Raw genomic sequence first — 23338 nt, forward strand, 5'->3', positions numbered from 1 at the left:
TTAGTTCACCCACACGCGGGCGTTGCGGAACATGCGCATCCAGGCGCCGTCTTCGTTCCACTCTTCCGGACGCCACGAGTTCTGCACGGCGCGGAATACACGCTCCGGGTGCGGCATCATGATGGTCACGCGACCGTCGCGGCTGGTAAGGCCGGTGATCCCGCGTGGCGAGCCGTTCGGGTTAGCCGGGTAGGCCTCGGTGACCTTGCCGTGGTTGTCGACGAAACGCATGGCCACGCAACCGGACAGGTCGGCTTCGAGCAAGGCTTCTTCGCTTTCGAACTCGGCATGGCCTTCACCGTGGGCAATGGCGATTGGCATGCGCGAACCGGCCATGCCTTGCAGGAAGATCGAGTTGGACTCCTGCACCTGCACCATGGCGACACGGGCTTCGAACTGCTCGGAACGGTTACGCACAAAGTGCGGCCAGAACTCGCTGCCCGGGATCAGTTCGTGCAGGTTGGACATCATCTGGCAACCGTTGCACACACCCAGGGTGAAGCTGTCGTTACGCTCGAAGAAGCCCTGGAACGCGTCGCGGGCACGGCTGTTGAACAAGGCCGACTTGGCCCAGCCTTCACCGGCACCCAGTACGTCGCCGTAGGAGAAACCGCCGCAGGCGACCAAGCCTTTGAACTCGTTGAGGTCAACGCGACCGGCGAGGATGTCGCTCATGTGCACGTCGATCGCATTGAAGCCAGCACGGTCGAACGCGGCCGCCATTTCCACCTGGCCGTTGACGCCCTGCTCACGCAGTACCGCAACCTGTGGGCGGATGCCTTTCTTGATGTAAGGCGCGGCGATGTCCTGGTTGACGTCGAAGCTGAGCTTGGTGCTCAGGCCCGGGTTGTCTTCTTCCAGGATCGCGTCGAATTCCTGCTCGGCGCAGTCGGCGTTATCACGCAGGCGTTGGATCTGGTAGCTGGTCTCGGCCCACTGGCGTTGCAGCAAGCGGCGCTGGCCAGCGAACACCGTGTCGCCGTTGAACGAGATGTTGATCTCGCCATTGTTGATCGGCTGGCCGATCACGGCCACGCAGTCATCCAGGCCAGCGGCGCTGAATTGTGCGAGCACGTCCGGGGTAGCGTCCTGGCGAACCTGGATCACCGCACCCAACTCTTCGTTGAACAGGATGCCGTTGATTTCGGACGCATCCTCGGCAACGCTGTCGAGCACGATGTTCAGGCCACAGTGACCGGCGAAAGCCATCTCGACAACGCTGGTCAGCAAACCACCGTCGGAACGGTCGTGGTAAGCCAACAGGTGGCCGTCGGCGTTCAGGCCCTGGATCACGGCGAAGAAGGCTTTCAGGTCTTCGGCGTCATCGACGTCCGGTGCCTGCTTGCCGAGCTTGCCATGGGTCTGCGCGAGGATCGAGGCGCCCATGCGGTTCTGGCCACGGCCCAGGTCGATCAGGACCAGGTCAGTGGTGCCCTTGTCCATGCGCAGTTGTGGGGTCAGGGTCTGGCGGATATCGGTGACCGGGGCGAAACCGGTCACGATCAGCGACAGCGGCGAAGTGACGCTCTTGTCGGTGCCGTCTTCGTTCCAGCGGGTAGCCATGGACATCGAGTCCTTGCCCACCGGAATGGTGATACCCAGTTCAGGGCACAGTTCCATGCCGACCGCTTTGACGGTGTCGTACAGGCGTGCGTCTTCACCCGGGTGACCGGCTGCCGACATCCAGTTGGCCGACAGCTTGATGTCGGACAGTTTGCCAATGCGCGACGCGGCGATGTTGGTGAGGGTTTCACCAATGGCCATGCGGCCCGACGCCGGAGCGTCCAGCAGGGCCAGCGGCGTGCGCTCGCCCATGGCCATCGCTTCACCGGTGTAGACATCGAAGCTGGTGGCGGTGACGGCAACGTCAGCCACCGGGACCTGCCACGGGCCGACCATTTGGTCACGGGCAACCAGGCCGGTGATGGTGCGGTCGCCGATGGTGATCAGGAAGCTTTTGCTTGCCACGGCCGGGTGGTGCAGCACGCGTTCGATGCTATCGGCCAGCTCCAGCGTGCTTGGGTCGAAGTCATCGCCCAGCTCGGCTTCACGGACCGCCGAGCGGTGCATGCGTGGGGCTTTGCCCAGCAGCACTTCGAGTGGCATGTCCACCGGGCTGTTGCCGAAGTGGCTGTCGGTGACGGTCAGTTGTGGTTCGGCAGTGGCTTCGCCGACCACGGCAAACGGGCAGCGCTCGCGTTCGCAGATGGCCTGGAAGCGCGCGAAGTCTTGCGCGCCAACCGCCAGTACGTAACGCTCCTGGGATTCGTTGCTCCAGATTTCGTGCGGGGCCATGCCCGGCTCGTCATTTGGAATGTTGCGCAGTTCGAAACGGCCACCACGGTCGCCATCGTTGACCAGTTCCGGGAAGGCGTTGGACAAGCCGCCCGCGCCGACGTCGTGGATGAAGCTGATCGGGTTCTTGTCACCCAACTGCCAGCAACGGTCGATGACTTCCTGGCAGCGGCGTTCCATCTCTGGGTTTTCGCGCTGTACGGAAGCGAAGTCCAGGTCGGCCGAGCTGGTGCCGGTGGCCATGGAGGAAGCCGCGCCGCCGCCCAGGCCGATCAACATCGCCGGGCCGCCGAGGACGATCAGCTTGGAGCCGACCAGGATCTCGCCTTTCTTGACGTGTTCTTCACGGATGTTGCCCATGCCGCCAGCCAGCATGATCGGCTTGTGATAGCCGCGCACTTCATCGCCACGCGGGGTGGTGATGGACTGTTCGAACGTGCGGAAGTAACCGGTCAGCGCCGGACGCCCGAATTCGTTGTTGAACGCGGCGCCGCCCAATGGGCCTTCGATCATGATGTCCAGCGCGGTAACGATGCGCTCAGGCTTGCCGTACGGCACTTCCCACGGCTGTTCGAAGCCCGGGATCTGCAGGTTGGACACGGTAAAACCGGTGAGGCCCGCCTTGGGCTTGGCGCCACGGCCGGTTGCGCCTTCGTCACGGATTTCACCGCCGGAACCCGTGGCTGCACCCGGGAACGGGGCAATCGCGGTCGGGTGGTTGTGGGTCTCAACCTTCATCAGGATGTGCACCGGTTCCTGCACCGCGCCGTACTGGCGGGTCTCGGGGTCCGGGAAGAAACGGCCGGCGACGGAGCCGACGATGACCGAGGCGTTGTCCTTATAAGCAGAAAGAACGCCTTCGCTGTGCATCACGTAGGTGTTCTTGATCATGCCGAACAGGCTTTTTTCCTGGCTTTCGCCGTCGATGTCCCAACTGGCGTTGAAGATCTTGTGACGGCAATGCTCGGAGTTGGCCTGGGCGAACATCATCAGCTCGATGTCGTGCGGGTTGCGCTTCAAGCCGTTGAAGGCGTTGACCAGGTAGTCGATCTCGTCTTCGGCCAGGGCCAGGCCCAGTTCGGTATTGGCCTTCTCGAGGGCGGCGCGGCCACCGCCAAGCACGTCAATCGCGGTCAGCGGCTTGGGCTCGGCGTGGCTGAACAGGCCGGCAGCCTGTTCCAGCTGACTGACGATGATCTGGGTCATGCGGTCGTGCAGGCTGCTGGCGATCAGCTCGGCTTCGGCATCGCTGAACTGGCCGGCGACGTAGAAAGCGATACCCCGCTCCAGGCGCTGGATTTTGTCCAGGCCACAGTTGCGGGCGATATCGCTGGCCTTGCTCGACCAGGGCGAGATGGTGCCGAACCGCGGCAGAACCAGGAACAAGCGGCCGCTAGGCTCTTGAACCGGAACGCTTGGGCCGTACTTCAGAAGGCGTGCCAGCACTTGCTGTTCGTCGGCGGTCAACACGCCGGTAACGTCGGCGAAGTGAGCAAATTCAGCGTACAGGCCTGTAACAGCTGGAACCTTCTGGCTCAGTTGCTCAAGGAGTTTGCTGTGGCGAAAGGCAGAAAGGGCAGGAGCGCCGCGCAGGATCAACATCTTCGGGACAGCCTCGGGAAGGGGGTGTGCTTTGAGGCCGTGCATTCTAGCGTAAACCGCCGCCAACGGCACTCGAAACGCTACCGGTGGCTGCTGCCAGACGTCAGTTGGCCGGATTAGCCCCCTTTCGAGGGGCCCTACAGGGCATTCGGCGCAGTTATTTTAACCGTCACAATCCCTCGGCAAGCCGCGTTTCTGCGGGCTACAGCACAGTTTTGCCGGTACTAGCAGACAACTCCCACGCTGTCGAGATATGGCGCCGTGGGCCGTTTGCGTATACTGCGCAGATGTTCTCCCCAACTGCTTTGCGCCCGCGATGCGCCAAATGGCTCATCGCCACCGGACTCTTCCTGATGCTCAGCGCCTGTGTTGATAAACCCAGCACGCTCGAGCGAATCAAGGAGGATGGCGTATTGCGGGTGGTTACTCGGAACAGCCCGGCCACTTATTTCCAGGACCGCAACGGTGAAACCGGTTTCGAATACGAGCTGGTCAAGCGCTTCGCCGACGACCTGGGCGTGAAGCTGGAAATCGAGACCGCCGACAACCTCGACGACCTGTTCGGCCAGCTGGGCAAGCCGAACGGCCCGGTCATCGCAGCGGCCGGCCTGGTCAGCAGCGAACAGCGCCAGCAGCAAGTCCGTTTCTCCCACCCTTATCTTGAAGTTACCCCGCAGGTCATCTACCGCAATGGCCAGTCGCGCCCGACCAATGCGGCGGACCTGGTGGGCAAGAAGATCATGGTGCTCAAGGGCAGCACCCATGCCGAACAACTGGCGGCGCTTAAAAAGCAGAATCCTGCGATTGAATACGAAGAGTCCGACGCTGTTGAGGTAGTCGACCTGTTACGTATGGTGGACGAGGGACAAATCGACCTGACCCTCGTGGACTCCAACGAAGTCGCGATGAATCAGGTGTACTTCCCCAACGTGCGCGTCGCGTTCGACCTGGGCAACGCCAGCAACCAGAGCTGGGCCGTGGCAGCGGGTGAAGACAACAGCCTGCTCAACGAGATCAACAGCTACCTGGATAAAGTCGAAAAGAACGGCACCTTGCAGCGCCTCAAAGACCGCTACTACGGGCACGTCGACGTGCTCGGCTATGTGGGCGCCTACACCTTCGCCCAGCATTTGCAGCAGCGCTTGCCCAAGTACGAGAAACATTTCCGGGCCTATGCCAAGGAAGAAAAGGTCGATTGGCGCCTATTGGCGGCCATCGGCTATCAGGAATCGCTGTGGCAGCCGGCCGTCACCTCCAAGACGGGTGTGCGTGGCCTGATGATGCTCACCCAGAACACCGCCCAGGCCATGGGCGTGTCCAATCGACTGGACCCCAAGCAAAGCATCATGGGCGGCGCCAAGTACCTGGCCAAGATCAAGGATGAACTGGACGACAGCATCGCCGAGCCGGACCGCACCTGGTTCGCCCTCGCCGCCTATAACGTCGGCACCGGCCACCTGGAGGACGCACGCACACTGGCCAAGCGCGAAGGGCTGAACCCGAACAAGTGGCTGGACGTGAAGAAGATGCTGCCGCGCCTGTCGCAGAAGCAGTGGTACAGCAAGACCCGCTATGGGTATGCGCGCGGTGGTGAACCGGTGCACTTCGTGGCGAACATCCGGCGGTATTACGACATCCTCACCTGGGTGACCCAGCCGCAGCTGGAGGGCAACCAGGTGGTCGAAGGCAACTTGCATGTGCCAGGCGTGGACAAGACCAAGCCGCCGGAAGATAACCCACAGTTGTAAGAACACTGCAGGGCGCATGTGGGAACGGGCTTGCTCGCGAAAGCAGTGGGTCAGTCGACACATCTGGTGACTGACCCTCCCCCTTCGCGGGCAAGCCCGCTCCCACATGTTTATCTGCGCTTGGCTTAAAGACCGCTCAGCAGGTGCACCACCCCGCCCGCCAACACCATCACGCCCGCCACGCCTGCTGCCTTTAGCGCAGGCTCATCCAACCGCCCCGTATCCTGCAACTGCACCCGCACCCGCGTCAGCGCCACACGCTGCTGCGACTTGAGGTTATCCGCGCCGCCCAGCGCGCTGAGTACTTCGGCCGACAGCAGACCTTGCGGCGGTGTTGCTACGGTCTCGGCAATCAAATCCGGCGTGAGGGCTTTCCAGAACGCCCGCTGCAATTTCTCGAACATGCTCAAAGCTCCACGACAGGTGAGGTTTCAACGGTGGCCGCCTGATATTGGCGCAGGGCGTCACGCACGAGGGCGGCTTCATCCAGTCCCAAGACCTGGCGAGCGATGATCTGGCAGTCGGCCAGGTCCAGCTCGCGTACGGTGGCCTTGATGGTGGGGATCAACGGCACGCTGACCGACAACTCATCCACCCCCATACCAATCAGCACCGGCACGGCCAGCGCTTCGGAGGCCAACGCGCCGCACACGCCTACCCACTTGCCGTGGGCATGCGCGGCCTTGACCGTGGTGGCGATCAGGCGCAGCACGGCAGGGTGGAAACTGTCGGCCTGGCTGGCCAGGCGCGGGTGGTCGCGGTCCATGGCCAGGGTGTATTGGGTCAGGTCATTAGTGCCGATGGAGAAAAAGTCCACGTGGGGCGCGAACACATCCGCCATCAGCGCCGCCGACGGTACTTCAATCATGATGCCCAGCTTTGGCAACTCGGTGAGCCCCAGCGCCAGCGCTTCTTCTTCAAGGAGCTTGCGCGCCAGGTGCAACTCCGAGAGCAGGCTGACCATCGGCAACATGATGTGCAGCCGCGCAAGACCGGCGCTGGCGAGGATCGCGCGAAACTGTTCGCGCAGCAGCTGCGGACGCTCCAGGCACAGGCGGATGCCGCGCAAGCCGAGGAACGGGTTGGTCTCGGCGTCCATGGGTACATAGGCCAGCGGCTTGTCACCACCGACATCCAGTGTGCGCACCACCAGGTTGCGCTCGGTGCCCAGGGCACGGGCGATCGAGGCGTAGGTGCCGGCTTGCTCCTCGGGGCTCGGCGCGCGGTTGCGGTCCAGGTAGAGGAACTCCGAACGCAACAGGCCGACGCCTTCGCCGCCGAGGGTCAGGGCATGCTCCACTTCCTGCAACGAGGCGACGTTGGCGGTGACCTCGACGTGATGTCCGTCGCGGGTAATGGCTGGCAAAGACGCCTGCGCCACGTCGCGCTGATGGCGCAGCACCTGCTGCTTGCGCGCTGCCTCCAAGTGTTCGATCTCGGCCAGGTTCGGTTCCAGGTGCAGCTCGCCTTTGTCGGCGTCGAGCAGCACTTGTTTGCCGTTGGCCAGCGCCAGCACCTGGGGTGAAACACCGCAAATTGCCGGCAGGCCAAGGGCGCGGGCGAGGATCGCGACGTGGCTGGTTGCGCCGCCGCCGACGGTGACAAACCCCAGCACTTTGCGGGAATCCAGGCTGGCGGTTTGCGAAGGGGTCAGTTGCTCGGCGATCAGGATAGCGCGCTCGGGCAACTCCCAGGCGCTGTCGCGAATCCCCAGAATCAGCTTCAGTACGCGCTGGCCGACATCCGCCAGGTCGGCCGCACGCTCGGCCAGCAGGGCATTGCCTGAACCCTGGAACTGCTTGGCCGTTGCGACCGTGGCGCTGTTCCAGGCAAAGGCGGCGCTCTTGCCGCTCGCCAGGAGGCTGTGGGCCTGTTCAAGCAAGGTCGGGTCTTCAAGCAGTTCCTGATGAGCACGGAAAATCTCCGCCTGGGCACTGCCGGCAGCGTCGTCCTGCAGCGCTTGCAACGCTTCGGTTGCAGCCAGGAGGCCGCGCGCCAGGGCGGCACGTTCGGTGGCTGCCCCGGCGCCGTGTTCAGGAATAGCCAGCGCAGGCTCGATCACTTGAACGACGTGACCAAACGCCGAACCCGGTGAGGCGCACACGCCTTTTAGCAATGTCGCCGACACCACCGTCGCGACCGGCTCGGCAACACTCGCCACCGCTTCACCACAGCCTTGCGCCAACAAGGCAACCAGTGCCTGGATCGCCACCTCGGCATCCTGCCCCGCCGCGCTCACCTGCAAGGTGTCGCCCCGCACGGTCTGCAACGCCATGATCGCCACCAGCGACTTCGCGTTGGCGCTCTGGGTTTGCTTGTGCAGGTAGATGCTGGCCTTGAAGCCTTTCGCGGCCTGGGCAAACACCGCCGCTGGGCGGGCGTGCAGGCCGTTGGGGTTGGGCAAGGTCAGTGGCTTGGAGAACAGGGCATCGCCCTCCTCCTCGTCCACCGCGTCCACGGTTTCACTTGGGGATAACTGCAACAGTGGCTGGCCGGCCTCCACAAGACCGCTCGTCAACACGCTAAACGGTTCGCCACTGACCACCAGCATCAAGGTCAGCAGACTGCGCGCATGAAGCGCCACGTAGTCGGCATCGAACTCGATCAGCGCTTGCCCGGCCTCCACCCGTTGGCCTTCCTGTACCAACCGGGTGAAGCCTTGGCCCGCCAGGTTCACGGTGTCCAGGCCGATGTGCAGCAGCACCTGGACGCCGTTGTCGTCAGTCACGCTGACGGCATGCCCGCTGTCCTGGATATTGCTGATCACCCCGGCCAGCGGTGCACACAAGGTCTGCGAGGTCGGGTCGATGCACAGGCCGTCGCCGATCACGCGGCTGGAAAATACCGGGTCGGGCACCTTGTCCAGTGGCAGCAGCACACCCGACAAGGGGGCCAGCAATTCCAGGGGTTTAGATGGGGTCATGACTTCACCTGCTGTTTTGTTCTGTAAAAATCATTGGGTGATGCAACCCCAAGATGACGACGATCCAAGGTGGGAGCGGGCTTGCCTGCGATAGCATCGCCTCAGCTTTACTGAAAGACCGAGTCGCCCGCATCGCGAGCAAGCCAGCGCCCACACAAAGCGCATTCACATGAGTTCGCGCTATTTCCACCAGTATTCGACTTGCACGCCAACGTTCGACCCATGTCGCGCCGTGCCATAGGAGCCGGTATCGGACAATGCCGACCCCGCCGCCAATTCATTCGCCGCACGTTTGGCCGCTTCGTTCCAGGTTGCATAGGTGTAGTACAAGCGTACTTCCGGTCGCGCCCAGAAATCCGGTCCCTTGGGTGACCAGGTCGGGGCGAAGGTAAATTTGCTCAGCTTGCGTGTACCGCCGGTGGCGTCGACCTGGTCATGGCCAAGCTCGGTGACCAGCTTGAACTGCTCGCTGATCGCGTACGCCGGACGCACACCGATGGACATCCAGGTCTGGTCCTGGCTGCCGGGGCGAATGTCTTTCTGGTACACCGCCTCGACCTGCCCACCAAAACGCGGGGTCACTTGCCAGTCGAAAAATTCCACGGCGCGGTAACTTTTGCTGCTGTTATCCAGGAACGTATTGCCGGTGTACCCGAGGCCAGTGCCGGGGCCTTCGCCGTATTGCAGGGCGAACTTGTTCTTGCCGCCCAGGAAAGGTTTTTGCACGTGCTGCGCGGTGATCGCCCAGCCACTGTTGGTGTCGCGCCCGCCGGCTTTTTCGATGTAGCTCAGGCCCAGTTCCAGCTCGCCGCCTGGGTTGGTCTTGAAGCCTGCGACGTTGAAGTCGTGACGGGTGGCGTACTCCTTCTGGTACAGGTTGTCCTTGCGGGAAATCGCGTAGCTGTACTTGAGGTCGCCGATCAGCACGTCCTCGATACCACCGCCCGTGGCGCTCTGGTTCCAGTAGTAGAAATCGGAGATATGGATGTCGTTACGCTTGTAGTAACGCCGACCGGCCCACACCGAACCACCATTGAGGGCGGGCAGATTGGACCATTGCGCGTACAGTTGCGGCATGCGCGCGGTGCCGTTGTTTTCGCCCTGGAACTTCAACTCTCGGTCGTACTTGTTATAGAGCGACGCCATCGCATCGACGCTGAGCACCGAGCCATCGTCCAGCGTCAGCAGGTCCTGGCGCAACTCCAGTTCGGCGTACTGTTCGCATTCGTTACCCAGGCGGTATTTGGTTTGCGCCCCCGGCAGTTGGAAACATTGCTGGGGGCCACTGCCCGTTGAAGTACCTGCGCCGCTGCGCAAGTAACCGGCAAATTCCAAGGCTTGGGCGCCAAACGGCAAACCCAGGCAAGACGCAACGAGGCCCAGCCTTATTGTTGTTTTCATAAAGCACTCCGATATTTTTATTATGTTTTTTCAAAGCGCCCCGTGCTCCCACACGGGGTTAGAGCGGGTCTCAGTCCTTGAGGTGCAGCACGAACGATTCATAAGGACGCAACACCAGCGTGCCCGTACGCATCGGGCAATCGGGGTAGTTGCTGATCAGCAGGCGTTGTTCGCTGGCCGGGTTGATCACGCCGTCCGGCAGCTGGATGTCGCAGGGCGTGCCGTAGAAGTTATTCAGCACCAGCAGGCGTTCCCCGTGGCCCTCGCGCAGGTACGCCCAGACCTGCAGATGGTCTTGCAGCAGTGGGCGATAAACGCCCTCCAGGATCAGCGGTTCGTGACGACGCAAGGCAATCAGCGCCCGGTAGTGATGCAGCACCGAATCCGGATCCTCCAGCTGGCTCTCGACATTGATCTGCGCCGCATTGGCCGGGATGCCGATCCACGGCTCGCCCGTGCTGAAACCCGCGTTGGCCTGGGTATTCCACTGCATCGGCGTACGCCCGTTGTCGCGGGACTTCTGCATGATCGCCGCCATGCTCGACGCCTCGGACTCACCCGCATCGCGCTTGAGACGGAAGATGTTCAGGGTCTCCACATCGCGGTACTGCGAGATAGCGTCGAAGCCCGGATTGGTCATGCCCAGCTCTTCGCCCTGGTACACATACGGCGTGCCCTGGAGGAAGTGCAGCGCGGTCGCCAGCATCTTGGCCGAGACCACGCGGTGCTCACCGTCATTGCCGAAACGCGAGACCACCCGTGGCTGGTCGTGGTTACACCAGAACAGCGCGTTCCAGCCGCCACCGGCCTGCATGCCCATTTGCCAGTCGGAGAAGATCTGCTTGAGTTGCAGGAAGTCGAAGTCGGCCTTCACCCATTTCTGCAGGTTCGGGTAATCGACTTTCAGATGATGGAAGTTGAAGGTCATCGACAGCTCTTTCGACGCCGGATTGGAGTAGCGGATGCAATGTTCGAGGCGGGTGGACGACATCTCGCCGACGTTGATCAGGTCATGCCCTTCGAAGACTTCGCGGTGCATTTCCTGCAGGTACTCGTGCACATTCGGGCCATCGGTGTAGAAGCGACGGCCGTCGCTGTTGTCCTCGGGGAAATCGGCAGGCTTTGAGATCAGGTTGATCACATCCAGGCGGAAGCCGCCCACGCCCTTGTCCCGCCAGAAGCGCATCAACTTGAACACCTCGGCGCGCACCTTGGGGTTGTCCCAATTCAGGTCGGCCTGGGTGTGGTCGAACAGGTGCAGGAAGTACTGGCCGGTCTGCGCCTCGTATTCCCAGGCCGAGCCGCCGAACTTGGATTCCCAGTTGTTCGGCTGGTCGCGCCAGATGTAGAAGTCGCGGTACGGGTTGTCGAGGCTGCTGCGCGCCTGTTGGAACCACTCGTGCTCGATGGATGTGTGGTTGACCACGATGTCGAGCATCAGCTTGATGCCACGCTTGGCCGCTTCGCTGATCAGCAGGTCGCAGTCAGCCATGGTCCCGTAGCTGGGGTCGATGGCGTAGTAGTCGCTGATGTCGTAGCCATTGTCGCGTTGCGGCGAACGCAGGAACGGGGTGATCCACAGGCAGTCGACGCCCAGCCATTTGAGGTAGTCGAGTTTGTCCACGATGCCCAGCAGGTCACCGGTGGCGTTACCCGCGTGGCTGTGGAAGCTTTTGGGGTAGATCTGGTAGATCACCGAGTGTTGCCAGTCTTGCATGGTGGGTTCCTTCAGTAGAGTGGTGTACTGGCCTTGAGGGCCTCATCGCGGGCAAACCCGGCTGCCACAGGGAAACGCATTCAAATGTGGGAGCCGGCGTGCCGGCGATAGCGCTAGATCAGGCAACGCGATACCCAGGCCGAACAATCTTCATGCTCAACGCACAGGTCAGGACAAACGGCACGACAATCGCGATGACCATCCCGATCACAAACATGGCGATCGAGTGCGGCACGATCGAAATAAACCCCGGCAAGCCCCCCACGCCGATGGCCGACGCCTGCACCTTGTTCAGCGACAGGAAAACGCTGCCCAGCGCCGAACCCACCAGGGCGGCATAGAACGGAAACTTGAAGCGCAGGTTCACCCCGAACATCGCCGGTTCCGTGATGCCGAAATACGCGGAAATCGCCGAGGTCGACGCCATGCTTTTGTCCCGTGCATTGCGGGTGGTGTAGAACACCGCGAGCGCGGCACTGCCTTGGGCCAGGTTGGACATGACGATCATCGGCCAGATAAAAGTGCCGCCCTGGGTGGAGATCAGCTGCAGGTCCACGGCGAGGAACATGTGGTGCATGCCGGTGATCACCAGCGGCGCATACAGCAGGCCGAAGATCGCCCCGCCGACCATCGGTGCAAGGTCAAACAGGGTGACCACACCTTCGGTGATCAGGATGCCGAGATGACGGGTGACCGGGCCGATGATGGCCAGGGCCAGCACACCGGTAACGACGATGGTGGTGATCGGCACCACGAGCAGTTGAATCGCATTGGGCACGCGCGCGCGCAGCCACTTCTCGATGACGCTCATCACATAGGCCGCCATCAGGATCGGCAGGATCTGGCCCTGGTAGCCGACCTTTTCAATCTGGAACCAGCCGAAAATATCGAAGTACGGCAGGCTCTGGCCGTCGAGACCGGCGACCGCCTTGCCGTAGTTCCAGGCATTGAGCAGGTCCGGGTGCACCAGCATCAGGCCGAGCACGATGCCGAGGATTTCGCTGCCGCCAAAGCGCTTGGCCGCCGACCAGCCCACCAGCGCCGGCAGGAACACGAACGAGGTGTTGGCCATCAGGTTGATCAGGCTCCACAGGCCATCCAGGTTCGGATAGGCCTCAAGCAGTGTCTTGCCCTCGATGAACATGCCCTTGGCGCCCATCAGGTTGTTCACACCCATCAACAGGCCGGCAATGATCAACGCGGGCAGGATCGGCATGAACACATCGGAAAACACCCGCACCAGCCGCTGCATGGCATTGGTCTTGTCGGCGCCCTTCTTCTTCACGTCGGCGATGGTGGCGGCCGCAAGACCGGTCTGCTCGCGCAGGGCGGCGTAGACCTTTTCCACTTCACCGGGACCGATCACTACCTGGAACAGGCCACCGGTGAAGAACGAACCCTTGACCAGGTCGACCTGGTTCAGCGCGCTGCTGTTGACCCGGCTCGGGTCCTTGAGCGCCAGGCGCAGGCGGGTCACACAGTGGGCAGCTTGCTCAAGGTTGTCGCTGCCCCCGAGGTGCTCGAGAATCTCGCGGGCGATGTTCGAATAGTCGTGGCTCATGCTTGGTTTCCACTTTGATTTTTTTATTTGGGGGCAGTCATTGGCAGCACGCCGAGGGCAAAAGTACTCGTCTGTACGAGTTAAAGCAACAACTCGTCTGTACGAGTTACATTTTGTTTATTTCCTGTAGGCCGCGGCATCGCTGTAAGCCGCATAAATCCAAGGGTCTAATGGACAAACCCCCGCTCTGCCACTAAGGTTCCTGCCTTGACCGCAACCCCGGCAAAGAGCCATCCCCATGAGCAAATACAACCAGATCTATACGGATCTGCTTGCCAGCATCACCACTGAACGCCTGCAGCGCGGCACGCGCCTTCCCTCCGAAACCGAATTGATGGACAGCTACCAGGCCAGCCGAGGCACCGTGCGTCGGGCCATCGAGCAGTTGCAGGAGCGAGGGTTTGCGCAAAAGATCCACGGCAAGGGTACCTTCGTGCTGTCGCCGAACCCGATCGAGTTCCAACTGGGCGGCATTGTCAGCTTCCACGAAACCCACGCCGACCTGGGCGATGACGTACGCACCGAAGTGGTCGAATTCACCCAGTTCCCGCTGGAAGGCTCATTGCTGCAGCACATCGAAGCCGAAGCTGGCACCCTGATTACCCGCATCAAGCGGGTACGGCGCATCGGCGGTAAACGGGTGATCCTCGACATCAACCACTTCGTGGCCGACGTGATCCCCGGCCTGGACCGCTCGATTGCCGAACAGTCGATCTACGCGTTTATTGAACAGACCTTGCAGCTGCAAATTGCCTACGCCCAACGCACCATCGAAGCCTTGCCGCGCGGCAAGGACGACCAGACCCACCTGGACCTCGAAGGCCAGAGCCATGTCATCGTGGTGAGCAACCAGACGTTTTTGCAGGATGGGCGGCAGTTCGAGTACACCGAGTCGCGGCATACGCTAGACAAGTTCTACTTCTCCGACATCGCGCGGCGCTGATGCCCGAGGACGGCCCTAGCTATGCAGCGCATCACCCGATGAACAATCGCTGAACCTTCTCGCTCCCACTCCAGGAGCGAGAACATGCCACTCACCACCATCCCCCTACCCAATGCCAGCGACCGGGACCAACTGAAGGCCACCGCTGCCACGCTTATCCGCGCCTGCCCGGAGTTGCACGCAGAGGCACGCCTGGTGGCCCGGGAAATCCTCGGTCGATACGGCCTGCCCACCACCGACCCCGAGACGGTCTACTACCACCGTTTCAACAGCGCCCAAAGCAACAGCAATACCTTTACAGGCTGGGAACACCGCAATGAACAGCCCCACGCCTCACTGACCTTGGTGCAGTTGGTGATCCACCGTTTCCTGGTGACCGATCAAGACAACGCGGACTTGCTCGACGTGAACGGCGGCTTTTACTCGGCAGGCCCCGAGCACCAGAACTTCGATCAGACCAATGAAGTACGCCTGCACGGCAACGAGGTGCTGAATGATTTGTGGCGGATCAATTTCAGTGAGCGTTACCACCGCACACTCGACGCCTTCTGGGCCGACTTCTCCGAAGATTTCAGGAGCCTGGCCAAATGTAACTTTCTCAACAAAGCCGTGCTGGCTCGGGACAAGCGGCAACTGAGCGACGCCGACTTTCACACGGTCATCAAAGCCACCTGCAGCCCACTGACCTGGCCCGTCAGCTTGGCAGCGCTGCGCAGCAAGACACCCACGGACGCGGGCCTGAAAGTGTGCAAACTGAGTATCGCTGACTACGTCGCCATCGACATTCTGTGCATTGGTGACCCGGCCGGACGGCAGATCATTTATGTCCCAGGCGATGACGAGGCCTTCCACACCTGTGAAACCCCCAGGGACCTGCATTGGTGGGCCTTGATTCGCATGAATGACAAGGCCAGCCGCACGGCCCTGCTGATGCACTTCCAGCTGTCCGACCGGCAGGCCATCAATGATGAAATCACCCCGTTGATGAACCGTATGGTCGGCGCCTGGGGCAAGGCCGACTACAACCAGGTCAACCGGCGCTGTCGAGTGATCCAGGGTGACGCTTTCAGCGCCTTGCGCGACTCGACACGCGAAGCCTTGCTGGCCGAAGCCGAGATATCGCTCACCTCCAACGGCCAGATGCGCCAGCAACTCTGGCTGGGTTACCTGACTGCCGGCCTGCGTGCGTTCGGCCCCTTGAGCCTGCTTGGCTGGCCGATTGCCTTGCCGGTCATCGGTGCAAGCTTGTCCGCCATGGGCTTGAATATCGACAAGGCCGCCAACGCCAAGACGTCCGCCGAACGCAAGGACGCCGTCATTGGTGCAGTGCTTGCCGGCATCAATACGTTATTCAACCTGCCACTGCTCAAGGAAATAGGGCCATTGGCCGAGCTCGACGCAGACGCCGAAGCGGCTGAAATGGCTCACTACCGCGAAACCGCTCAACCCGCTGAGTCGCCTCCCCCCGAACAAACACCCGGACAGACGCCCCAGCAACTCCGCAGCCTGCTGTGGCACAACGGTATGTTCGTTTTCGAGCAGGCAGAAGACGGCCTCGTGATCCTGCACCACACCCGCACAGGGGCGATCGTTCGTCACTCGATTGAGCGCACCGCTTCGGGCGCATTCTTCATCGACGCCCAAGCCTGGCCGCTGCTCAAGGGCGCGCGCTATAACAGCTTGGCGGCCCTCGCCCGGGCACTCGAGGAGCAAGGCTTGCAACGGGTCAACGTCGGCCCGGCGCTCAGTCAGGTCAGCGAGGCCACGGGCACAAGCACGTCGGGACTTGATCAGCCGCTTACGCCCGGGCAAAACAATGGGGCGGTGCAAATACCAGAGGCCTGGCAACTCAACGAGATTCTCGAAGGTGCCACGCCCATGGCCGAAACCGGTAAATTCCGCTGCATTTATCAACTCAACAGCGACCCGCCCAACGCCATCCTGAAAAAGGATGCAGCCTATGCCGTGCGCTATGAGGATGACATCAACGGGGCAGGTAACTGGGCCATTATCGACCCCGCCAACCCGAATGCCTCTGAGGGCTCCCTGCCGGTGCGCCTGAATGCCCAAGGTGAATGGGAGCTGGCACCCAAGCTCGCACTCAAGGGCGGCATGCTACGGTCTGTGTTCAACAGAACTGCGCCGGTGACTGCGCTGCCAGCCTCGGCCTACGACATCCCGCCGAACCTACGCCCCTTGCTCAGGGAGGCCGCACTGACCCCGGGCAACCCCGCACTGCATGAAGACTATGGCGACCTTGACCTGCTCGGATCCGGCGCGGCCAACCCCTATGACGACTTCAAGACCGTGCGCCAGCAGCTCTATCAGGATGCTGTCAACGATTACGCCAACATCGTGCTGCCCCCACGGCCTCACCTGCCCGCGCTGGCGGCCGATGCCAACGCCGAAACCATCGTCAGCACACTGCTCCAGGAAGCCAGGGGCATTGTCATTGGGGAAAACCATGCCGGCATAGGCAGCAAACAGTGGCTGATCGAGAACATGCCCCTCCTGGCTCGGCAAGGCGTGAAAACCCTGTACATGGAGCACCTGTTGACTGACTTCCATCAAACCGCCCTGCACGCCTTCGCCCGCAGCGGGGAGATGCCCGAGGCACTGGAGCAGTACCTCGCGGGTCTGGACACCGGCCACTCCACCGACCCACTCAAGCGCTATACGTTTTTGGAAGTGGTAAAAGCCGCCCGACAGAACCGCATCCAGGTGCAAGCCATTGATTGCATGGCCAGCTATCGACTGGAGGGCTTCGAGCCTGTTGCTCCGCAAGGCGTCAACGTCGTGGAAACGCTCGATGATCCTCGCGTAAAGATGATGAATTTTTACGCACGCTCAATCATCAACACTGATCAGGCAGTCAGGGGCGTGCATAAATGGGTGGCCCTCGTGGGGGAAACCCACGCGAACACGTTTGAGGGTGTACCAGGCCTCAGCGAACGGGAAGAAGCCGTTGGCGTGCGAGTCGAAGATGTTGCACAGGGCGAATCAGAGGGCATTATCGTCGATCCCGGCAGGACCGGTATCGAACTAATCCCACACCGTGCCTATAGCCTCAAAAGCGACCTGCTTCTGCAGGTAGAGACCCCGTGGGCCGGCCAGGAAAGCCGTACCCTGGAGGACATACTGCCCTGCAAGGGGATGTTCACGTTGCAACGGTCCCGCGGGCCGACCCAACTGGTTCATCGCGCCAACGACAACGCCATCGTGTCTACTGCCATCAACACCGATGGCGGCCGCTACTTCATTGAACGCCCGTCCTGGCCAGCGATCAGCGGCAAGCGTTTCAAAAGCATGATCAAGCTGGTCAAGGCCGTGCAAGCCATGGGGCTGACCCTCGCCGACTGGAGCCAACCACTCTAATCTGCCGCTACAAAAAATGCCGCAAGCCTTCACAGGCTTGCGGCATCGTTCAGACCAACCCGTGAGTACTCAGTAGCGAGCGCTCAACAGGGGATCATTCCCACTCAATCGTCGCCGGCGGCTTGCTCGACACGTCATACGTAACGCGCGAAATGCCTTCGATCTCATTGATGATACGGCCGCTGACGGTTTCCAGCAGTTCGTACGGCAGGTGTGCCCAACGAGCGGTCATGAAGTCGATGGTCTCTACGGCACGCAGGGCCACGACCCATGCGTAACGACGGCCATCGCCTACGACGCCTACGGATTTCACCGGCTGGAACACCACGAATGCCTGGCTGACTTTGTGGTACCAGTCGGCCTTGCGCAGTTCTTCGATGAAGATGTGGTCGGCGCGACGCAGCAGGTCGGCGTATTCCTTCTTCACTTCACCGAGGATCCGCACGCCCAGGCCAGGGCCCGGGAACGGGTGACGGTAGACCATGTCGTACGGCAGGCCGAGTTCCAGGCCCAGACGGCGGACTTCGTCCTTGAACAGTTCGCGCAGCGGCTCTACCAGCTTGAGGTTCATTTCCTCAGGCAGGCCACCCACGTTGTGGTGGGACTTGATCACGTGGGCCTTGCCGCTCTTGGCGCCGGCCGACTCGATCACGTCAGGGTAGATGGTGCCCTGGGCGAGGAACTTGATGTTGTCCAGTTTGTTGGACTGCGCATCGAAGACGTCGATGAAGGTGCGACCGATGATCTTGCGCTTCTTCTCCGGGTCGGACTCGCCGGCCAGGTTGTTGAGGAACTGGTCCTCGGCGTTGGCGCGGATCACCTTGACTCCCATGTTCTCGGCAAACATGGCCATCACTTGCTCGCCTTCGTGCAGGCGCAGCAGGCCGTTGTCGACGAAGACGCAGGTCAGTTGGTCGCCGATGGCTTTGTGCAGCAGCGCAGCAACCACGGAGGAGTCAACACCGCCGGACAGGCCGAGCAATACGTTGTCGGTGCCGACCTGGGCGCGCACCTGGGCGATGGCGTCTTCGGCGATCTTCGACGGGGTCCACAGGGCTTCACACTCGCAGATGTCGAGGATGAAGCGCGACAGGATGCGGCCGCCTTGCTTGGTGTGGGTCACTTCCGGGTGGAACTGCACGCCGTAGTAACGACGCTCGTCGCTGAACATGCCGGCAATCGGGCAGCTCGGGGTGCTGGCCAGGATGTGGAAGTCTTCCGGCATCTTGGTGACCTTGTCACCGTGGCTCATCCACACGTCGAGGCCGAACAGGCCGTCGGCGTCGATGTGGTCTTCGATGCCGTCCAGCAGGCGGCTCTTGCCGACCACGTCTACACGGGCATAACCGAATTCACGCAGCTCGGAACCTTCAACCTTGCCGCCCAGTTGCTCGGCCATGGTCTGCATGCCGTAGCAGATACCGAAGACCGGTACGCCCAGGTCGAATACGGCTTGCGGGCAGCGCGGGCTGTTGGCTTCGTGCACGGACTCTGGACCACCGGCGAGGATGACGCCTTTCGGTGCGAATTCGCGGATCGCTTCGTCGTCCATGTCGAACGGATGCAGTTCGCAGTACACGCCGATTTCACGCACGCGGCGGGCGATCAGCTGGGTGTACTGGGAACCGAAATCGAGGATCAGGATGCGGTGGGCGTGAATGTCGAGGGCCATGAAGTCAGTCTCGTCTAATGAATCAGAAACAACTCGGGGCTGAAAGAACAGCCCCGGTTACTTAACGTTTTGCTGGAAGCCTCAACCTACGCGGTAGTTTGGCGCTTCCTTGGTGATCTGCACGTCGTGGACATGGGATTCAGCCATGCCGGCGCCGGTGATCCGCACGAACTCTGGCTTGGTGCGCATTTCTTCGATGTCGGCGCTGCCGGTGTAGCCCATCGAGGAACGCAGGCCGCCCATCAGTTGATGGATGATCGCGCTCAGAGTGCCTTTGTACGGCACACGGCCTTCGATGCCTTCCGGGACGAGCTTCTCGGCGCCTGCCGAGGAGTCCTGGAAGTAACGGTCGGAAGAGCCTTGCGCCTGGGACATGGCGCCCAGCGAGCCCATGCCACGGTAAGCCTTGTAGGAGCGACCCTGGAACAGTTCGATCTCGCCTGGCGCTTCTTCGGTACCGGCGAACATCGAGCCCATCATCACGCAGGAAGCACCGGCAACGATGGCCTTGGACAGGTCACCGGAGAAACGGATGCCGCCGTCGGCGATCAACGGTACGCCCGTGCCTTCAAGGGCAGCGGCGACGTTGGCGATGGCGCTGATTTGCGGTACGCCGACACCCGCGACGATACGCGTGGTGCAGATCGAGCCTGGGCCGATACCGACCTTGACTGCGTCGGCGCCGGCTTCGGCCAGGGCCTTGGCGGCAGCGCCAGTGGCGATGTTGCCGCCGATCACTTGCACGTCAGGGAAGTTCTGCTTGACCCAACGCACGCGGTCGATCACGCCTTTGGAGTGACCGTGGGCGGTGTCGACCACCACCACATCAACACCGGCAGCGACCAGGGCCGAAACGCGGTCACCGGTGTCTTTACCGGTACCGACCGCAGCGCCAACGCGCAGACGACCTTGGTCATCCTTGCTGGCCAATGGGTAAGCCTTGGCTTTTTCGATGTCGTTGACGGTCATCATGCCCTTGAGGACAAATTTGTCGTCGACGATCAGCACGCGCTCGATGCGGTGCTTGTGCAGCAGTTCGCGCACATCGTTCTTGTCGGCGCCTTCCTTGACGGTGACCAGGCGCTCTTTAGGCGTCATCACCTCACGGACGGTGACTTCAAGACGGTTCTCGAAACGCACGTCACGGGAAGTGACGATGCCGACCAGGTCGCCATCGTGCAGTACCGGAACGCCGGAGATGTTGTGCAGGCGGGTCAGGTCGAACAGGTCACGCACGGTGGCGTCGGCTTCGATGGTGATTGGATCTTTCACCACACCGGCTTCGTAACGCTTGACCTTGCGCACTTCGGCAGCTTGCTGCTCGATGGTCATGTTCTTGTGGATGATGCCGATGCCGCCTTCCTGAGCCATGGCGATGGCCAGACGGGCTTCGGTGACGGTGTCCATGGCAGCGGAAACCAGGGGAATATTCAGCTCGATGCCACGGGTTAGGCGGGTCTTGAGACTGACTTCGTTAGGAAGCACCTCGGAATAACCGGGCACTAGGAGAATGTCGTCGAATGTCAGAGCTTCTTGGCTGATACGCAGCATCGCGGGGGCTCCCGAGCGGGAAAATGGAAGCGCGCCATTATATACATGCACCCTGTCGGGCTCAATGTAAAACTCTGACAAACTTGGTAATACTGATAGATGGATTAAAGTTCGACTTTGACCCAACTCATCTTCTGGTCCAGCCAATCGGCAAATTCGTCGATAAAGCTCTGCTTGAACCCCGCCTCCGCCCAGTTGTTGAAAATGAAGCCCAGGTTGGAAAACCCGCATTCCTGCAGGAACAGGAACCCATTGATGTCGTCTTCATGCCCACACAGCGGGCAGGTGAAGTTGTCGGTGTGGCCGGGCATCCAATCTTCCAGGCTTTCGAACAGCGCTTCGCCGACTTCCTTCAGGCATTCCGGGCAGCCGGCCTCTTCGAGAAAGCCCTTGGCCGGGGTATAGATGCAGCGCTTGTAGATGATCTCCAGGCCGTTGATAGGCTCGTTGAACGGCAGCGCCTCGGGGTGCAGCACGACCGCACGCGCACCGTCAGCCAGGGCGTAGCCCATGCGGTTGCCGGTGCGACCACAGGTGGTCAGCGCTTCCTTGATGATGTTCTTGCGCACCAGCCAGCGCACGATCGCCCGGGCGCGGGGTTCGTGGACGGGCAAGGTGGAGATTTTCGGGACAAGGATGCTTTGGGAATTCATGGGAGTCCTGCGGTGTGGCGTCTGACGCCATCGCGGGCAAGCCCGGCTCCCACACTGGATGCGATCAACTGTGGGAGCCGGGCTTGCCCGCGATGGGGCCCTGAAGGCTGGCAGCTTAATCCCTGCCCCACACAGGTCAAGTACTCAAGTACCGTCCAATCAACGCAATGCCACTGGCAAGGACCAGCCAGGTCACCAACCGCACAAACGCCTCGCGCGACATGCGCATCGTCAGCCTGCGCCCACACCACAGCCCCAGGGCCATCGCCGGCAACAGGCACAGCGCCAACATCAGCAGCGGCAGATCCGCATACACCCCGGCCACCAGGAACAGGCTCAGGCGCACCACCGTGCTGCAACTGATCAGCGCGCTTTGCGTGGCACGCGCAGCGTCCTTGGGCAGGCGGCTGTTCAGGTAGATCGCATACAGAAAGCCACCACTGCCAAACAGCGCTCCAAACAACCCGCCAACGGTGCCCATGGGAATAGACCAAGCGGCCGCCAGCTGCGTCGGCCGCGCTTTCACCGCCAAGCTGTAAAGCGCGTAGGCACTGATAAACAGCCCCATCAACAGCAGCAGCAGATCCGAGTGCAGATTGAGCAAAAACACCACGCCGAGTGTGCAGCCAATCGCCATGCATGGCAGCAATCGCAGCAGTTCCGGTTTGTTGACGTCGTGCCGAGACTGGAGCAGGTTGCCAAATGCCGCGACAAAATCCAGCAATACCAGCAGCGGGATAAGCTTCGACAGCGGCATGAACAGAATCAGGATCGGCCCCGCGACCAGCGCAGTGCCGAAACCGGCGATGCCAAACACGATGTAGGCCACCACCACGCCCACGCCGATCACCAGCCAATCCGCACCACCAAACGACCACTGACTCATCAGCTCAACCGGGCCCATGGGTAATTCCTTGTTAGAGGTAGCCATCACTTTAGCCATCGGCGAGGGATGCGACTAATATCTTCAAAGCCCCCTACCCAGCTCGAAAAGGCATGACGTGTGATCTCTACCCGCCAACTGCGCTACTTCGTCGAAATCGTCGACAGCGGCAGTTTCAGTGCCGCCGCAGAGCGCCTGTTCGTGGCGCAATCAGCCCTCAGCCGGCAGATAAAGGCGCTGGAAACCCAGCTGCAGACCCCGTTGTTCGAACGCACCGCACGCCAACCGCGCCTCACCGCTGCTGGCGAGGCCTTCTGCCCGCGCGCCCGCAACCTGCTGGCTGAGTTACTCAAGGCCAGCGAGATGGCGACCCAGGTGGGCAATGGCGAACTCGGCACACTGCGCCTGAGCCATTCGAGCACTGTGCCGATGAGCGGATTGTTGCTGCAAGGCATCAGTACCTGGCTGGAGCGTTGCCCGGGGGTGTCGATGGACATCGCCAAACTGTCCTCCGAAGCGCAGCTGGAAGACATCGCCGACGGTCGCCTGGACGTCGGGTTGCTGCGCTTGCCGGTGTTGCGCCAGCGCGAGGGCGTGCGGGTGGTGCCTTTGTACAGCGAGCCACTGCTGCTGGCCGTTCCCCCGAACCATGCGTTGGTACGCAGTCAGGCGCCCATCCAGCTGGAGCAGTTGCAGGACGAAGCGTTTATCTCGATTCCCCACCCCCAGCGTGGCGGCCTGAGTTATCTGTCAGCCGAGTTGTGCATGCGTGCGGGATTCTTTCCCAAGGCCGCGCGCGTGAGGTCACGCAAGACCACCCAACTGCAGTTGATCCAGGCCGGCTTCGGTATTGCCTTGTTACCAAAATCCATGCGGGACATTGCCCCGGCCAACGTGCACTTTTTACCCCTGGCTGACCCGGACTGCCTCAGCACCGTGGCCCTGGCCTGCGCGCAGGCGCCGAGCGCACTGGTGGAGCAATTCTGCCAAACCTTGCGCGAATGCCTATAAACT

Annotated in this window: 14 protein-coding genes; 4 read left to right on the plus strand and 10 right to left on the minus strand. The window is 61.6% G+C overall.

Annotated features, from left to right (window positions below):
- Entirely contained in the window at nucleotides 1-3897 is a 3897-nt protein-coding gene (purL, locus tag ATH90_RS23390; protein WP_098467329.1) for a phosphoribosylformylglycinamidine synthase, read from the minus strand.
- A gap of 287 nt (nucleotides 3898-4184) precedes the next feature.
- On the opposite strand from purL, the gene mltF reads away from it, so the two are divergent.
- A complete protein-coding gene (gene mltF / locus ATH90_RS23395; protein ID WP_034109236.1) occupies nucleotides 4185-5645 on the plus strand; it encodes a membrane-bound lytic murein transglycosylase MltF in 1461 nt (486 codons plus the stop codon).
- 125 nt (nucleotides 5646-5770) lie between these two features.
- Here mltF and ATH90_RS23400 read toward each other — a convergent pair whose 3' ends face one another.
- The 5 genes from ATH90_RS23400 to treP all read right to left on the minus strand — a co-directional run bounded on the left by ATH90_RS23400 (nucleotide 5771) and on the right by treP (nucleotide 13247).
- Nucleotides 5771-6049 (minus strand): PTS sugar transporter subunit IIB, encoded by a 279-nt coding sequence (locus tag ATH90_RS23400; protein ID WP_069078226.1) that lies wholly within the window; start codon nucleotides 6047-6049, stop codon nucleotides 5771-5773.
- 2 nt (nucleotides 6050-6051) lie between these two features.
- Nucleotides 6052-8568, minus strand: a complete 2517-nt coding sequence (gene ptsP, locus ATH90_RS23405; RefSeq protein ID WP_098467330.1) for a phosphoenolpyruvate--protein phosphotransferase — start codon at nucleotides 8566-8568, stop codon at nucleotides 6052-6054.
- Between the two features lie 180 nt (nucleotides 8569-8748).
- Nucleotides 8749-9969 (minus strand): maltoporin, encoded by a 1221-nt coding sequence (locus tag ATH90_RS23410; RefSeq protein ID WP_098467331.1) that lies wholly within the window; start codon nucleotides 9967-9969, stop codon nucleotides 8749-8751.
- Between the two features lie 70 nt (nucleotides 9970-10039).
- Nucleotides 10040-11686: an alpha,alpha-phosphotrehalase gene (treC, locus tag ATH90_RS23415; RefSeq protein ID WP_069078223.1), complete on the minus strand. Its 1647-nt coding sequence runs from the start codon at nucleotides 11684-11686 to the stop codon at nucleotides 10040-10042.
- 118 nt (nucleotides 11687-11804) lie between these two features.
- Nucleotides 11805-13247 (minus strand): PTS system trehalose-specific EIIBC component, encoded by a 1443-nt coding sequence (gene treP, locus ATH90_RS23420; protein ID WP_034109241.1) that lies wholly within the window; start codon nucleotides 13245-13247, stop codon nucleotides 11805-11807.
- A gap of 238 nt (nucleotides 13248-13485) precedes the next feature.
- On the opposite strand from treP, the gene treR reads away from it, so the two are divergent.
- A complete protein-coding gene (gene treR / locus ATH90_RS23425) occupies nucleotides 13486-14190 on the plus strand; it encodes a trehalose operon repressor (protein ID WP_034109242.1) in 705 nt (234 codons plus the stop codon).
- An 84-nt stretch (nucleotides 14191-14274) separates the two neighbouring features.
- Nucleotides 14275-17565 (plus strand): membrane-targeted effector domain-containing toxin, encoded by a 3291-nt coding sequence (locus ATH90_RS23430; protein ID WP_098467332.1) that lies wholly within the window; start codon nucleotides 14275-14277, stop codon nucleotides 17563-17565.
- 94 nt (nucleotides 17566-17659) lie between these two features.
- Here the strand turns inward: ATH90_RS23430 and guaA are convergent, their stop codons facing one another.
- The 4 genes from guaA to ATH90_RS23450 form a co-directional block, all read right to left on the minus strand.
- On the minus strand, nucleotides 17660-19237 hold the full coding sequence (gene guaA / locus ATH90_RS23435; protein WP_034109243.1) for a glutamine-hydrolyzing GMP synthase: 1578 nt from the start codon (nucleotides 19235-19237) through the stop codon (nucleotides 17660-17662).
- 81 nt (nucleotides 19238-19318) lie between these two features.
- The gene (guaB, locus tag ATH90_RS23440; protein WP_034109244.1) at nucleotides 19319-20788 is read right to left on the minus strand and encodes an IMP dehydrogenase; all 1470 of its coding nucleotides are present in this window, start codon (nucleotides 20786-20788) and stop codon (nucleotides 19319-19321) included.
- Between the two features lie 104 nt (nucleotides 20789-20892).
- Nucleotides 20893-21441: a hypothetical protein gene (locus ATH90_RS23445; RefSeq protein ID WP_034109245.1), complete on the minus strand. Its 549-nt coding sequence runs from the start codon at nucleotides 21439-21441 to the stop codon at nucleotides 20893-20895.
- 136 nt (nucleotides 21442-21577) lie between these two features.
- Nucleotides 21578-22345: a sulfite exporter TauE/SafE family protein gene (locus tag ATH90_RS23450; RefSeq protein WP_098467333.1), complete on the minus strand. Its 768-nt coding sequence runs from the start codon at nucleotides 22343-22345 to the stop codon at nucleotides 21578-21580.
- Between the two features lie 99 nt (nucleotides 22346-22444).
- Between ATH90_RS23450 and ATH90_RS23455 the strand changes: the two genes are divergently transcribed.
- A complete protein-coding gene (locus tag ATH90_RS23455; RefSeq protein WP_034109247.1) occupies nucleotides 22445-23335 on the plus strand; it encodes a LysR family transcriptional regulator in 891 nt (296 codons plus the stop codon).
- Nucleotides 23336-23338 lie beyond the last annotated feature (3 nt).

The sequence above is a fragment of the Pseudomonas lurida genome (assembly GCF_002563895.1).
GTDB classification, from domain to species: domain Bacteria; phylum Pseudomonadota; class Gammaproteobacteria; order Pseudomonadales; family Pseudomonadaceae; genus Aquipseudomonas; species Aquipseudomonas lurida.